Here is a 13,773-nt window from a genome sequence, read left to right as displayed (position 1 = left end):
GTTCTCCTTAACATTAGCCGTTGTAGACGGCTTCACCCGTTACGAACAGAGTCTCTTCCTGATGAGGCAAGCCCATCAGTGAGATACCGCACGGGCCTTCTAATAATTCTTCCATAGGCAGATGGAGTTGCGGTAATCCCGACAGTCCTGCAATGCTGGTCAGTCCCATCAACTGTGAGCGATAGACCGCCAGTTCATCAGCCGGCATCGTCAGTGATGGCGGACCCGATGGCGTGGTCGGCATTGCCCACAGGCAACGTTGTTGTTTCAGGTGTGTCAGCACCTGTTGCTGAAAGTCCTGTTGCCGGGCTTTCGCGTGTTCATACTGCTCATGAGTGATGGTTCTGGCCCACTCCACACGCTCCCAGATCGCCGGATCCAGGCTGTCGCCATACAGCGTGAGCCACGCATCGTGATGTTCGATAATTTCAAAACCTTGAATGGTGCGAAACAGTAAGCTCAGTTCGGTCAGTGACCAGCCGTTTTGTGCCAGGACATTGCCTTGAATAATCTCAATCCCCGCGCGCTGACACTGCTGACTCAAACGTTCAATACGAACAGCGCTCATCACCGCTTGGCACTGCGCATCGAGATAAACGCGCGTCACCCGTTCGCCAGATTGATGACGTGCCGCCAGCACCGACCACACATCGCGCATCAGGCGCAATTCGCGCGTAAAAATGCCGGCGGTATCGAAACTTTTCGCTAATTCAAAACAGTGGGAAAGATCAAGCGTGCCGAGAGTTGGACGCAAGCCAAACAATCCGCAATAACTGGCAGGCACTCGGATCGAGCCGCCAGTGTCGGTGCCGATAGCAAAGTCACACTCCTCATTCGCGACTGCGACAGCGCTGCCACTGGATGAACCACCGGGAATGCAATTCGGCGCTTTCGGATTGATGGGCGTGCCGTAATGACTATTCTGACCATTGAGGCTGTAGGCCAACTCGTCGGTTTGAACGCGGCCAACGCATTCAGCGCCCTGCCCGAGCAGCGCGGTGATCAGTGGTGACGTAGCCGTCGCAATTTGATGGGTTTTCAACCAGGTTGGATTGCCAGCGCCTGTGGCGTAGCCTTCGACGTCGAATAAATCTTTGAAGACAAATCGGGTGCCAGAGAGCGTTCCCTGGGCGGTAGCGGGCAGCGTGTCTGGCCCCTGAGAGCAATAAATACGAGCGTCCTTACTCATTGTGCATCCTTACGTGATGTTCCTTTCAGGCGCTGAATCCGCAGCGCCTGACCTAGTGTTGATTTTTTGAAGCGGTTTGGCTGATGCTACTTAATTGGTCACCGTCTTCAGGGATTCACTTTGGCGCGCGTATCGGTTTGCCAGTACCGCGCAGTAGAAAATCTGAATCGGGTGATACAGCATGATGGGCAGCAGAATCATCCCCAGCGACGGATCCGCGCCGAAAATAACCTTCGCCATCGGAATTCCCGCGGCCAGCGTTTTCTTCGTACCACAGAACACCGCAGCCACTTCATCCGGCAACGTAAACTTGGTGCGGCGCGCGCCCCACTGAATGAGGTGTACCATGACCAACAGAATCACGGTACAAATGATGATTGATGTAGCCAGCAGGCCAACCGAGAACTCACTCCAGATGCCATTCACCACAGAATCACAGAAGGCGTTGTAGACGATTAAGAGAATGACGTATTTGTCGACTTTATTAACCACTGCTTTGTGACGGTCAACCCACGCAACCAAGTATGGACGCATGATCTGACCTGCAATCATCGGCAGCAGCAACAGTTTGGAAATTGAAATGACCGAGTCCAGCAAATCCAGTTGTACGCCTTCAAATCCCATGAAAAGTTGAATCAAAAGTGGAGTGATGAACACGCCAAGAATGCTGGAAAGCGAAGCATTAAAGATAGCACCCGGGACGTTCCCTTTACCGACGCTGGTCATCGCCACCGACGACGAAATGGTGCTTGGCAGAACCAGCAAATAACAGAAACCGAATGCCAATGCGGAAGGCATGTAAGCCAGGAATGCTTCGCCGAAAATCACCCACAGAATCGGGTAAACCACGAACGTTGCCATTTGGATGTATACGTGTAGGCGCCAGTTAGTCAGCCCCGCTTTGATTGCTTGTGGAGAAAGCCCCAACCCGTGCAGGAAGAATACAATCGCGATACCAATTCCGGTCAGTTGATCCAGATGGATCACGCCACCAGAGCGGCCAAATTCAGACGTAACAGTCGCCAGCGCGATGGCAACAACCATCCCGACAAGAAACCACTCCTTTTTAAGTTTTGCTAATACATTCATATTGTTATTTTTGCTCTTTGTTGTGTTATTCAACAGTTCCTGTTATTCCACTTCGTTCAACTGCGCATAGCTTTGTGAGATATGGCGACTGAGTTTCGCGGCATTCTGTCCAAGGTGTCGATACACCTTGTTAACCAGATATGATATTAAGCTCATGGGCACCGCATAGCTATCCAAAGGTGCCTGATTATTCATGTGACAGACCAGAAAATGTGCAACGGAGTCTGCGTACTTCTGCCCGGATTGATCCGTAATTAACAAACTCGGTTTGCCATTCAGATGTTGAATGATTTTCTCAAACTGAGCGATGCGACGTCGAATACCAATCACAATCACAAAATCGTCGTCCGTAATCGAGACCAGATCTTCTCCCAAGGTCTGGCCTGGTAACGGCAGCAATTCCACGTTGGCGCGGCACTGCATCAGTTGCTGACGAAAATGCATCGCCAACGGATAACTGTTGCGATAGCCGATGATTTTCACCCGTTTGGCGTTGGCGATGGCCTCAACCAATTCCGTGACATCCAGCGTCGCCAACTGCGCCCACAGCTGTTCCAAGGCGCGCATATCGTGTTGAATTTCCGGGTCTTCGATGCTGGATGTTAATACCGGAATCCCCTTTTCACGCTCCTGCATCAATTCCTGACGGAGTGCAACATGATCGTCATAACCCAGTTGACGAATAAAGCGACTCACACTGGTTTTCGATACCGAGCAGGATTCAGCGATTTCTGCCGTCGACAGCATTAAAATCTTTTCCGGATTCAGTTGTAGATAGTCGGCCACCCTGCGGCTGCTTTCGGTCAAGCGTGAATACTGCTGGGTAATTCGTTCACTGAGTGAGTGGTGATTATTGGTCATGCTGACTCCATCTGGATGATTAACGAACGGCGGACAAAAAGCTTTGCAGTTCCGGGGTCTGAGGCGCGGCAAACACGGTTTCACTCGGTCCGGTTTCCCACACTTTACCCTGATTCATAAACACCACGCGATCGCCCACATCGCGGGCAAAGTTCATTTCGTGAGTCACCAGAATCAGTGTCATCCCTTCCGCTTTTAGTTGTTCCAGCACTTTCAGCACTTCGCCAACCAGCTCCGGGTCCAGCGCTGACGTGATTTCATCACACAACAGCACTTTCGGATTCATGGCTAATGAACGTGCAATCGCCACGCGTTGTTGCTGCCCGCCGGACAGATTGGTTGGATACGCATCAAACTTATCCGCCAGACCGACTTTTTCGAGCAGTTCACGAGCCAGTGTTTCACACTCTTCACTGCTTTTCTTTAATACCAGCTTTGGTGCCAGCATCACGTTTTCGCCGACAGTCATGTGCGGGAAAAGGTTGAAGCTTTGAAACACCATGCCCACACTGCGGCTCAACAGACGTAATTTGTAATCGTCGTTTTCTACCGCTTGGCTATCCACAATGATCACGCCTTCCTGATAGTCTTCCAAGCCATTCATACAGCGCAGCAGCGTACTTTTCCCCGAGCCACTGCGGCCGATGATCGACACCACTTCACCCGGATTTATTTTTAAGTCGACCCCTTTCAGGACGTGGTTTTCGCCATAATATTTATGGACTTGTTCAACACTAACGAGCGACATGGTTTCGAGTCTCCAAATATCGGGCTAACGCAGAAAGCGGAAAGCAAATGGCAAAGTAAAGCAGTGCAACCAGCGCGAAGACTTTGAACGGCTGGAATGTGGCGTTGTTGAGCATGGTGCCGGCTTTGGTCAGTTCAACGAATCCGATGATGGACGCCAGCGCAGTGCCTTTGACAATCTGCACTGAAAATCCGACTGTTGGCGCAATGGCCAGACGCGCTGCTTGCGGCGCAATGATGTAACGCATGGTTTGCAGGTAGCTCAGCCCCAAAGTGCGGCACGCTTCCCACTGGCCTTTTGGCAGTGATTCTATACAGCCGCGCCAGATATCGTGAAAAAAAGCGCTGCTGAATAACGTCAATGACAACACGGCGGCTGTCCAGGCACTGACTTCCACGCCCACCAGGGATAAACCAAAGAAGGCGAGAAACAGTTGCATCAGCAGCGGCGTGCCCTGAAACAGCTCCACATACAGCTTGATGACGCCGGTAAACACGGGGTGTCGCGTGCTACGCAGCAAGGTAATAAACAGTCCGAGCAACCCGCCGCCCACAAAAGCGATCAGCGACAGTGCGACGGTCCAGCGAGCGGCCATCAATAGGCTGCGAAAAATATCCCAATCGGTAAATTGCATCATGGTGGCGCTCTCCTACAACGACGGGTTCTTAAACGCGACACGCTTAACGAACGCAAACATCTGGCGCATCACAATTGCAAGCACCAAATAAATCGCCGCCGTCAGCATGTACGATTCAAAACTCAGAAAACTGCGCGACTGGACGAAGTTGGCCGCGAACGTCAGATCTTCCACCGAAATTTGTGACACCACCGCAGAACCTAACATCACAATGATGCACTGGCTGACAATCGCCGGATAAACGCGTTGATACGCAGGCGGAATCACAATGCGTGTAAAAATCTGCATGCGGGTCAATCCCAGCGTTCTTCCCGCCTCCCACTGCCCTTTTGGCGTCGCTTCGATGCCAGCGCGAATGATTTCCGCCGAATACGCACCCAAGTTAATCACCATCGCAATCACGCCCGCCTGCCAGGCGCTGAGTTTGATACCGAGTGCCGGCAGACCAAAAAAGATAAAGAACAACTGCACGATAAACGGGGTGTTACGAATCACTTCGATGTAGCAGGTGCAGACAAACTTCAGCCATTTGGCCTGACTGGTTTTTGCTCCCGCACAAAGCGTGCCGAGCAACAGTCCGCCAACGGTTGAGATGATGGTCAGTTCTACGGTGGTTCCTAGCCCTGCCACAAACTGTGGCAGGTAAGGAGTCAAACCGCTAAAGTCCAACTGATAGCTCATGCTTCGTCCTTAACGTTACGCACCCAGGTCCGCAGGAAACGGTGCTTTTAACCATTTTTGCGAGAAACCTTCCAACACACCGTCTTGTTTTGCTTCGGTGATCAGGCGGTTCACTTCTTTTAGCAGTGCTTCTTCGCCCTTCATCACACCCACATAACACGGTGAGTTTTTGAGCAGAAACTTCGTTTGTGGCGCTTTGGCCGGATAACGGGTTGCGATTTCTGTCACCACCAGATTGCCGGTAGCAATCAGGCTGACCTGACCAGACAGGAATGAGGACAACGTTGCGTTGTTATCTTCAAAACGTTTGATCGTGGCGTCGCTCGGCGCAATCTTGCTCAGTTCCAAATCTTCCACTGAGCCGCGTGTCACACCGATGGTTTTGCCGCTCAGATCCTGCGCGCTGGTCACCGTTTCATCCGATGAGCCGAATACGCCGAGATAGAAAGGCGCATACGCCGCACTGAAATCGATCACTTTTTCACGTTCCGCATTCTTACCCATGCTCGAAATCACCAAATCCACTTTACCGGTTTGCAGGTAAGGAATTCGGTTCGCACTGGTAACTGGCACCAGTTCCAGTTTGACATCGAGCTTTTGGGCAAGATACGCGGCCATATCAATGTCGTATCCGTGAGGCTTTAGGTCGGTACCGACAGAACCAAAGGGCGGAAAGTCTTGGGGTACGGCAACTTTCAACACACCTTTCTGTTGGACAGACTCCAGTTGGTCGGCTTGCGCTGTGGTCGCGCCGAACAACAGGCTGGCGGACATGAGTACACTCGACATCGCTGCAAATAATTTCATTGTGAATCTCCTTATAGATAATGAAACGTTTGAAACATTTATCAAGTAGTTTGCAACGATTGCGCCAACTTGAGATAAAAATAAAAACCGCAATGATTTTATTAGGTTATAACCAACTACGATTTTTCTGGCCTTACGAATTGCTCAATTTATGAAACTTTTGGTGCAGAATTGATCAATGGTGGTGCAATCGTTTCAAAACAGTACCTAGTTCCTGTGCTTAAATGGCGGCTGAAGTTCAACCGCCTTTTCTAACCGTAGGGATTCAAAGACTTACGCTTTGTTCTTGCTTAAACGCAGCGCTGGCACCCAGGAGAATTCGGTTTCCATCAGGTAACGATAGACAATCGCCGCCACCCCGCCACCGATAAACAGTGCGTAGTTCGCCAAGTCGGACACCACAAACGTCGCGACGATGGCGAGCAAGCTGGCGCACACCAACGCATACACGCTGTTCATGTTCACCCCGTTGTGATACCAGTATTTGCCCTGCTTCGATTCGGTGTACAGCGACGCCACATCGATCTCGCCTTTCTTCACCAGGTAGTAATCGACAATGATGATGCCGTACAGCGGACCAATCATTGCTGCCAGCACATCCACCGTGTAGTGAATCACTTCAGGATTGTTGAACAGGTTCCAAGGGGTCAGCAGCACCGAACCGAACGCGGCAATAAAGCCACCGGTTTTAAAACTGATTTTCTGCGGCGACACGTTGGAAAAATCAAATGCGGGCGCAACAAAGTTCGCCACAATGTTGATACCGACCGTCGCGAAGATAAACGTCATTGCACCCAGCACCGTAATTAATCCCGAATCGAGACGTTTCACCGTTTCGACCGGATCGGTGATCATCTGGCCAAATACCGGAATCGACGCCGACACAATCACTACGCTGAACACTGAGAACAACAAGAAGTTCAGCGGCAGGCCGAGCAAGTTACCCAACTTCAATTTTTGGTAACTGCTGCAGTAACGGGAAAAGTCACTGAAGTTGAGCGTTGGTCCGGCGAAGTATCCGGCAACCAGCGCGCTGGCAATGAACATCTGCACCACGACATCCCAGCCTTCGAGCTTTTTCGTGCTCAGGTTAAAGCTGATGTTGTCCCAACCCGCAAGATCAATCATATACAGACACAGCGCGAACATGGCGACGTAAATCGCCGGGCCCGACCAGTCGATGACCTTGCGAATCATGTCCATGCCGAACATGAACACGATGCCCTGAATAACCCACATGGCACTAAAACCAATCCAGCCAAGGTAGGAAAGCCCTAAAAACGTTGGCTTAGCCAGGCTTTCCAGCCCGGGGAAAAAGTACAGTAACAGAATGATAAATGAACTGGACGCCAAAAAGGTCTGGATGCCATACCACACGACCGCAATCAGGCCGCGAATCACCGCGGGGATATTAGCGCCAAATACGCCGAACGACATCCGCGCCACCACCGGAAACGGCACACCCGCTTTCTGACCCGGTTTACCCATCAGGTTGGCAAACACCATCACAATCGAAATGCCAACCAATAAACTGATAAACACCTGAATACCGTTCAGACCCAACGCAAACAGGCTGGCGGCAAACACGTAGCCACCGACGCTGTGAACGTCTGACATCCAGAAAGCAAAAATACTGTACCAGCCCCACTTCTGTTCTTTATCCGGAAGCAAATCTGCGTTAGCGAGTCTGTCGCTGACTGGGAATTCCTTTTTCATCATGTCGCATCCTTGTTTTTACATTGTATACAATCCTAAATACAAGGAGCGTGCCAAAATCGAAATGTATTGAAATCACTGGCTTTCAGTGATGATACCTACTTTGGACTAGACTTAGAATGCACCACGAAAGTTCAGCGCGCCACAAGTTAGTGCATAAAACTTCAACAAATTTAAGCTTCAATGCAGGCTATGACCGATTTATTGGCTTGTATGCCTTCCACAACATGGTATACATATTGCAACGGTAAGTTGTATACAACAGTAAAGAGAATGCGTATGTCTAACGACGAAAAAATTTATCAAAAGATGCTGAAAGCGATCGTCGAGCACCAGCTTCCCCCGGGCGAACGACTGCCAGAAGATAAGCTTTCAGAAGCGTTTGGTGTGAGCCGGACGGGCATTCGAAAAGTGCTGCAACGTTTGGCACTGGAGCGGTTTGTGGTGATTCAGCCCAATAAAGGCGCACAGGTTAACCGCCCCAGCCGCCAAGAAGCGGAAGAAGTGCTGGATAGCCGCATTATGTTGGAGCCGCTTCTGGTGCCTGAAATCAGTGAAAACTGGAATCTGAAAGTCGCGCAGCATTTTCGTGACATGGTGGCGTTGGAAAAACAGGCAGACAATGAAGGCAATCTCTCTAAGTCGATTCAACTGACGGCGAAGTTCCACTATGAACTGGCGCGTATGGGAAACAATCAGGTGTTGTCAGAGTTTATTGAGCAGTTGTGCTATCGCTCATCGTTAGTGATTGCCGCCTACGGTACGCGCGAAAGTGTGAGTTGTGATTGTGGTGATCATGTTGAGCTGATTGATCTGCTCGACCAACGTAAAGTCGTCGAAGCACAAGAATGGATGCGTCACCACCTACTTCACATCAAACAGTCGATCTCGTTAACCGGCAAACAGGATGCTCAGGTGGACTTTAACTCGCTGTTCGCGCAAATGGATTAATCAATGAAGATTCAGCTTATCAACCCCAATACGTGTCAGGGCATGACCGACAAAATAGCGCTTTCTGCGCAATCTGTATGTTTATCCAGTAGTGAGATAATTGCGCGCAATCCGGCGCATGGCCCGGAAAGTATCGAATGCGCCTTGGATGAAACCATTGCCGCCGCCGCGCTGCTCGATGTGATTGCACAAGGTGAAGCAGAAGGCGTTGATGCCCATATTATCGCCTGCTTTGGCGATCCGGCGATAGATGCCGCGCGCGAACTGGCTTCGGTGCCTGTCATTGGCATCGCGGGCGCCGCGTTTCAATTGGCAAGCCTAGTGTCACACCGCTTTGGAGTGGTGACCACCATGTCGCGCACGCTGCCTACAGCCGAGCATCTGTTGCATCGTTACGGTTACCATCATCTGTGCTCAGGCGTTCGCGCAACCGACATCGCAGTGCTGGATCTGGAACAGATTCAGGCATCGGCCTATCAACAGTTGTTGCAAGAATGCCGGGCAGCGGTCAACCAAGACGGCGCAGAAGCGATTGTGCTCGGTTGCGCCGGGATGTCTGATTTAGCGACGGAACTTTCGGCGGCACTCAATGTGCCGGTGATAGATGGTGTGGCTGCCGCCGTTAAGCTGGCCGAATCATTACACGCACTCAAACTTACTACGTCCAAAAGTGGCAACTACGCCGCTCCACTCAGCAAATCGTTTCACGGCCGTTATCAACATTGGAGCCGTTAAGTCAGTGACAAGGAACTTCGATATGGAAATCTCAAATCCTCGCGATTACATCGGCTACGGCCGCGACAAGGTGCCGGATGCCAACTGGCCAGGCGGCGCAAAGATTGCGCTGCAATTTGTCTTGAACTACGAAGAAGGCGGAGAAAACTGCGTCTTACACGGCGATCCGCACGCCGAGACCTTTTTATCGGAAATTGCGGGCGCCGAGCCGTTCCCCGCTCGCCACATGAGCATGGAATCCCTGTATGAATACGGTTCGCGCGCTGGGGTGTGGCGCATTCTTAACGAATTTAAAAAGCGGGAATTACCGCTGACCATTTTTGGCATCGCCACTGCGTTACAACGTAACCCAGAAGTAACACAAGCCTTCATTGAAGATGGGCACGAAATCGCATGCCACGGTTTAAAATGGATTCATTACCAAAACATGCCGATCGAGCAAGAGCGCCAGCACATGCATCAGGCGCTCGAGCTGATTGAAACCCTCACGGGGAAACGCCCAATCGGTTGGTACACTGGCCGCGATTCTCCCAACACCCGCGAATTGGTCGCTGAACAGGACAGTTTGCTTTATGACTCGGATTACTACGGGGACGATCTGCCGTTCTGGACCCAGGTGCCTGACAAGAAGCATCCCGGTTCAACGCGCCCTCACCTGATTGTGCCCTACACCTTGGATACTAACGATATGCGGTTTTCCTCGCCTTATGGGTTTAGCCACGGGGAGGAATTCTTTCAGTATCTCAAGGAGAACTTTGACTGTTTGTACGCTGAAGGTGCCGAGAAACCTAAAATGATGTCGATCGGTCTACACTGCCGCGTCATTGGTAAGCCCAGTCGTTTTATGGCATTAAAGAAATTCCTCGATTACGTCGCGCGGCATGAGGGCGTTTGGGTGGCGACTCGTGAACAAATTGCTCGTCACTGGATCGAGCATCACCCTGCTTAACCCGTTGATTCTGTCTTTACAAACCGCCGCGACGCCCTTCCTGTCCGGCGGTTTTTTTATGCAACCCAATTTAATGCAAGTGCACCACAATCGAACAACATTTCAGCGCCAATATTCGTGCGTTATATCCTAACTCGCTGAATTACCTTGACTAACTGGTCAGAAATTTACTGGCATAGTGTTTGCTGTATTGATGAAAAATATGTCAACAATATTGTATACAAGGAAGTCAGAATGTCTCACAAGGAAAGTCACGACCTGATTTACGGGCTCGACGATAAGCCAACGCCCGGCGCAGCACTGTACGCAGGCCTACAACATGTGCTGGCCAGTTTTGTCGGAATCATTACGCCTACGCTGATTATCGGCGGCGTGTTGGGATTGGGCGACCATGTGCCTTACCTCATCAGTATGGCGCTGATTGTGTCCGGTATCGGGACGTTTATTCAAGCGCGCCGCATTGGGCCAATTGGCGCAGGCATGATCTGTGTGCAAGGCACCAGCTTCGCGTTTTTGAGCTCAGTGCTGGCCGCAGGCTTTATCGCCAAAGCCAAAGGCGGAGGCCCGGAAGAGATTCTGGCGCTGATCTTTGGCGTCTGTTTCGTTGGGGCATTCATAGAAATCGTGCTTTCACAATGCATTGGCAAGTTACGGCGCATCATCACGCCGATGGTCACGGGCATTGTGGTCACCACCATCGGTATTTCCCTGATTAAAGTCGGCATGACGGATTTAGCCGGCGGCGTCAACGCACCCGATTTTGGCCAATGGCACAACTTAGCGCTCGGCGCAGTCGTGTTAGTCACCATCATTGCGCTCAACCGCTCTCGGCATTTGATGGTGCGCCTCTCTTCGATTCTGGTCGGCATGGTATTGGGTTATGTGGCCGCCGCCAGCATGGGCATGGTGCATCTGGGTCACGCATTTCATCAGCCGTTGGTCAGTATTCCTGTGCCATTCAAATATGGCTTTGACTTCGACTGGTACGCTTTTGTGCCGATTGCCGTGATTTATGCGATTACTGCGATTGAATCGATCGGCGACATCACCGCCAACTGCATGATCACCAAGCAGCCCGTCACTGGCCCGACGTATTTAAGCCGCGTGAAATCCGGCATTCTCGGCGACGGCGTGAATTCAATGCTGGCCGCGATATTCAACACTTTTCCAAACACCACGTTCAGTCAGAACAACAGCGTGATTCACCTGACTGGCATTGCCAGTCGCTACGTGGGTTACTTTGTCGCGCTAATCCTGTGCGTACTGGGTTTGTTCCCGCTGATTGGCGCGATTCTCACCACCATTCCCAAACCGGTGATTGGGGGCGCAACCTTGGTGATGTTTGGCACCGTCGCGGCGGCAGGCATTAAAATCATCGCGCGTGAGCGTTTGGATCGCCGCAACCTGATGATTCTGGCCGTCTCGTTCGGGATCGGTTTGGGCGTGATGCTGGTGCCGGATGTGATGAAGGAGATGCCTAAGTTGCTGCAAAGCGTGTTTGGCTCTCCGGTGACGACCAGTGGCATTGCTGCCATCGTGATGACTTTGGTTCTGCCGCAAAACCGAACGGATGCAGCCGAAAAAACCGATTCATCCGTGGCCGCCGTCAGCGAAAGCTGATCAGCCAGATTCCCATACTGCCAAAGCCTGCGTTCAAGCAGGCTTTTTATTGTGTCTGATCGGGTTTCTCCCATCGCGTCAATTTGCTAGAGTCGCACCACATTCATGACGTTGTAGATGTGAACAATGGAAGAAATTTATTTTGCGGGCGGCTGCCTGTGGGGCGTTCAGGAATTCATGCGCCATTTGCCGGGCGTAACACACACCGAAGCCGGACGTGCCAATGGCACCACTGATACCACTCAAAGCGAATATGACGGCTACGCCGAGTGCGTGCGCACCCAATTCGATCCCGCGCAAGTCAGCGTTGAGCAGTTGATGGATTACTTGTTTGAGATCATCGACCCATACAGCATCAACAAACAAGGTATCGATGTCGGCCCTAAATACCGTACTGGTGTTTACAGCGACAATCCGGCACACCTTGAACGAGCGATAAAGTACATCTCCGAGCGTCCGGACGCCGACAAAATCGCGGTTGAAGTGTTGCCACTGACCAACTATGTCAGAAGTGACGATGAGCATCAGGATCGCCTGACACTACATCCGGATGATTACTGCCATATTCCGGTTGATTTGCTGCACAAATATCGCAATCAGGAGTAATAACAGGTTGTTAGCGGTGGGTTGCGATCAGAATCTTCTTCAATCAGCAACAATTCTGTAAGACAGCAAGGTTAATGTACAAACGCTTAAACACGAGTCTTGTTTACGCATTACTCCATTTAAGGTCCATGTCCTTTTCTTACACCGCTTCTGTTAGGTACACGCCAGCCCCCTGGCGTGTTTTTTTTTGCCTGTTTAACATGAATACCCGCGATATCAGAAGAAGCTGATCGGCAGATAGAAGTCGATTTCAAACCGTTCATCCTCATTGAGGAAATGGTTCTTGTGGTAATGCACGTAAGCGGGCGTTGAACGCAGCTTATAACCGGAGTTCGGCAGCCATTTTTCAAATATCTTGCTTACCTGAGGCAGTAATTCACCGTACACGCCGCGCAGACGAAACACCGCATGCAGCCCGCCGGGTATGGTCATTTGGTTCACCACGCCGCGTACTTTCAACGGCTCATCAATTTCCAGACACGCCACGTAACGACACTTATCCAATTCTACCCATGCCGGGTTTGAATGATGCAGACCAAACAATTGTTCAAACGTGCGCCCTTCTTCTTTGGCCCACGCTTTAAGAACTAACCAGGCGCGACGAATGGAACGGTTATAGCCTTGGTGGCGCACATAGGCGGTAATCCGCTCTTTGGTTTCTACAATTTTCGGTGTCGGCAAATCAAGATTCGCGACCCGATTGTAACCGGCGGCGACTTCCGGATCTTTCAGATACGGTTTGCCATCGAGATGCTGCTCGCCATGTCGCCAGTTACCCGGCGCCATATGAAAAGTCGCTTTGAACGCTTTGGAAAATGATGACAACGAGCTGAAGCCGCACTTGTTGGCGATATCAATCACCGATGCGTTGCCATCAAACATCAGTTGGTTAGCGGCATACTCCATGCGCGTGCGGCGAATGTACTGATGAATCGATTCTCCCACTACCTGTTTAAACACTCTGTGAAAGTGCTGTTCGGAGTACGCAGCAAGGTCTGCCAGATGTTTTGCCGACAGATCGTTGGTGATGTCCTGATGGATGTAGTACAGAATGTCGTTAATACGGGAGACGTGCTGCTGATTCATTTCAGTAGATCGCATAAATGGACAAGTATTTGAGCATAAATGGACAAACAAATTTACGCAACGAGTCGTACTATTCGAAAGATAAAAAAAGCATAAAT

The 13,773-nt window shown here is 51.0% G+C and carries 14 protein-coding genes; 5 read left to right on the top strand and 9 right to left on the bottom strand.

What is annotated here, in order from left to right; genetic code table 11:
- Positions 1-13: 13 nt before the first annotated feature.
- From DYA43_RS21325 to DYA43_RS21290, 8 genes are all read right to left on the bottom strand, one after another.
- Positions 14-1,189, bottom strand: coding sequence for an amidase (locus DYA43_RS21325; RefSeq protein WP_061055626.1), 1,176 nt, complete (start codon positions 1,187-1,189; stop codon positions 14-16).
- Between the two features lie 90 nt (positions 1,190-1,279).
- On the bottom strand, positions 1,280-2,278 hold the full coding sequence (locus DYA43_RS21320; protein ID WP_020430924.1) for a bile acid:sodium symporter family protein: 999 nt from the start codon (positions 2,276-2,278) through the stop codon (positions 1,280-1,282).
- Between the two features lie 42 nt (positions 2,279-2,320).
- A complete protein-coding gene (locus DYA43_RS21315) occupies positions 2,321-3,139 on the bottom strand; it encodes a MurR/RpiR family transcriptional regulator (RefSeq protein ID WP_020328592.1) in 819 nt (272 codons plus the stop codon).
- 19 nt (positions 3,140-3,158) lie between these two features.
- Complete coding sequence (locus tag DYA43_RS21310; RefSeq protein ID WP_020430926.1) at positions 3,159-3,887, bottom strand: amino acid ABC transporter ATP-binding protein; 729 nt, start codon at positions 3,885-3,887, stop codon at positions 3,159-3,161.
- Positions 3,874-4,524, bottom strand: a complete 651-nt coding sequence (locus tag DYA43_RS21305; RefSeq protein WP_061055625.1) for an amino acid ABC transporter permease — start codon at positions 4,522-4,524, stop codon at positions 3,874-3,876. Before DYA43_RS21305 ends, DYA43_RS21310 begins: the two co-directional genes overlap by 14 nt.
- Positions 4,525-4,536: 12 nt before the next feature.
- A complete protein-coding gene (locus DYA43_RS21300) occupies positions 4,537-5,205 on the bottom strand; it encodes an amino acid ABC transporter permease (protein ID WP_020328595.1) in 669 nt (222 codons plus the stop codon).
- 15 nt (positions 5,206-5,220) lie between these two features.
- Positions 5,221-6,012 carry a transporter substrate-binding domain-containing protein gene (locus DYA43_RS21295; protein ID WP_061055624.1) on the bottom strand — a complete coding sequence of 264 codons (792 nt, stop codon included), beginning with the start codon at positions 6,010-6,012 and terminating at the stop codon, positions 5,221-5,223.
- A gap of 273 nt (positions 6,013-6,285) precedes the next feature.
- Positions 6,286-7,731 carry an NCS1 family nucleobase:cation symporter-1 gene (locus tag DYA43_RS21290; RefSeq protein ID WP_020328597.1) on the bottom strand — a complete coding sequence of 482 codons (1,446 nt, stop codon included), beginning with the start codon at positions 7,729-7,731 and terminating at the stop codon, positions 6,286-6,288.
- 276 nt (positions 7,732-8,007) lie between these two features.
- Here DYA43_RS21290 and DYA43_RS21285 point away from each other — a divergent pair, with 276 nt between their 5' ends.
- The 5 genes from DYA43_RS21285 to DYA43_RS21265 all read left to right on the top strand — a co-directional run bounded on the left by DYA43_RS21285 (position 8,008) and on the right by DYA43_RS21265 (position 12,589).
- Positions 8,008-8,679 (top strand): GntR family transcriptional regulator, encoded by a 672-nt coding sequence (locus DYA43_RS21285; RefSeq protein ID WP_055452406.1) that lies wholly within the window; start codon positions 8,008-8,010, stop codon positions 8,677-8,679.
- 3 nt (positions 8,680-8,682) lie between these two features.
- Positions 8,683-9,414 carry an aspartate/glutamate racemase family protein gene (locus tag DYA43_RS21280; protein WP_061055623.1) on the top strand — a complete coding sequence of 244 codons (732 nt, stop codon included), beginning with the start codon at positions 8,683-8,685 and terminating at the stop codon, positions 9,412-9,414.
- A 22-nt stretch (positions 9,415-9,436) separates the two neighbouring features.
- On the top strand, positions 9,437-10,363 hold the full coding sequence (gene puuE / locus DYA43_RS21275; protein ID WP_061055622.1) for an allantoinase PuuE: 927 nt from the start codon (positions 9,437-9,439) through the stop codon (positions 10,361-10,363).
- A gap of 234 nt (positions 10,364-10,597) precedes the next feature.
- The gene (locus DYA43_RS21270) at positions 10,598-11,983 is read left to right on the top strand and encodes a uracil-xanthine permease family protein (protein ID WP_061055621.1); all 1,386 of its coding nucleotides are present in this window, start codon (positions 10,598-10,600) and stop codon (positions 11,981-11,983) included.
- Between the two features lie 126 nt (positions 11,984-12,109).
- Complete coding sequence (locus tag DYA43_RS21265; RefSeq protein WP_061055620.1) at positions 12,110-12,589, top strand: peptide-methionine (S)-S-oxide reductase; 480 nt, start codon at positions 12,110-12,112, stop codon at positions 12,587-12,589.
- A 216-nt stretch (positions 12,590-12,805) separates the two neighbouring features.
- On the opposite strand, the gene DYA43_RS21260 is transcribed toward DYA43_RS21265, so the two are convergent.
- Positions 12,806-13,675, bottom strand: coding sequence for an AraC family transcriptional regulator (locus tag DYA43_RS21260; protein ID WP_020328603.1), 870 nt, complete (start codon positions 13,673-13,675; stop codon positions 12,806-12,808).
- Between the last annotated feature and the right edge of the window lie 98 nt (positions 13,676-13,773).

It is taken from the genome of Vibrio fluvialis, assembly GCF_900460245.1.
Lineage (GTDB): Bacteria > Pseudomonadota > Gammaproteobacteria > Enterobacterales > Vibrionaceae > Vibrio > Vibrio fluvialis.
The sequence above is the reverse complement of the archived record's forward strand: the minus strand, read 5'-3'. Positions and strand labels throughout refer to the sequence as shown.

Coding starts and splice junctions, on each gene's coding strand:
- DYA43_RS21325 (WP_061055626.1), bottom strand. CDS start 1,189: ATGAGTAAGGACGCTCGTATTTATTGCTCTCAGGGGCCAGACACGCTG.
- DYA43_RS21320 (WP_020430924.1), bottom strand. CDS start 2,278: ATGAATGTATTAGCAAAACTTAAAAAGGAGTGGTTTCTTGTCGGGATG.
- DYA43_RS21315 (WP_020328592.1), bottom strand. CDS start 3,139: ATGACCAATAATCACCACTCACTCAGTGAACGAATTACCCAGCAGTAT.
- DYA43_RS21310 (WP_020430926.1), bottom strand. CDS start 3,887: ATGTCGCTCGTTAGTGTTGAACAAGTCCATAAATATTATGGCGAAAAC.
- DYA43_RS21305 (WP_061055625.1), bottom strand. CDS start 4,524: ATGATGCAATTTACCGATTGGGATATTTTTCGCAGCCTATTGATGGCC.
- DYA43_RS21300 (WP_020328595.1), bottom strand. CDS start 5,205: ATGAGCTATCAGTTGGACTTTAGCGGTTTGACTCCTTACCTGCCACAG.
- DYA43_RS21295 (WP_061055624.1), bottom strand. CDS start 6,012: ATGAAATTATTTGCAGCGATGTCGAGTGTACTCATGTCCGCCAGCCTG.
- DYA43_RS21290 (WP_020328597.1), bottom strand. CDS start 7,731: ATGATGAAAAAGGAATTCCCAGTCAGCGACAGACTCGCTAACGCAGAT.
- DYA43_RS21285 (WP_055452406.1), top strand. CDS start 8,008: ATGTCTAACGACGAAAAAATTTATCAAAAGATGCTGAAAGCGATCGTC.
- DYA43_RS21280 (WP_061055623.1), top strand. CDS start 8,683: ATGAAGATTCAGCTTATCAACCCCAATACGTGTCAGGGCATGACCGAC.
- puuE (WP_061055622.1), top strand. CDS start 9,437: ATGGAAATCTCAAATCCTCGCGATTACATCGGCTACGGCCGCGACAAG.
- DYA43_RS21270 (WP_061055621.1), top strand. CDS start 10,598: ATGTCTCACAAGGAAAGTCACGACCTGATTTACGGGCTCGACGATAAG.
- DYA43_RS21265 (WP_061055620.1), top strand. CDS start 12,110: ATGGAAGAAATTTATTTTGCGGGCGGCTGCCTGTGGGGCGTTCAGGAA.
- DYA43_RS21260 (WP_020328603.1), bottom strand. CDS start 13,675: ATGAATCAGCAGCACGTCTCCCGTATTAACGACATTCTGTACTACATC.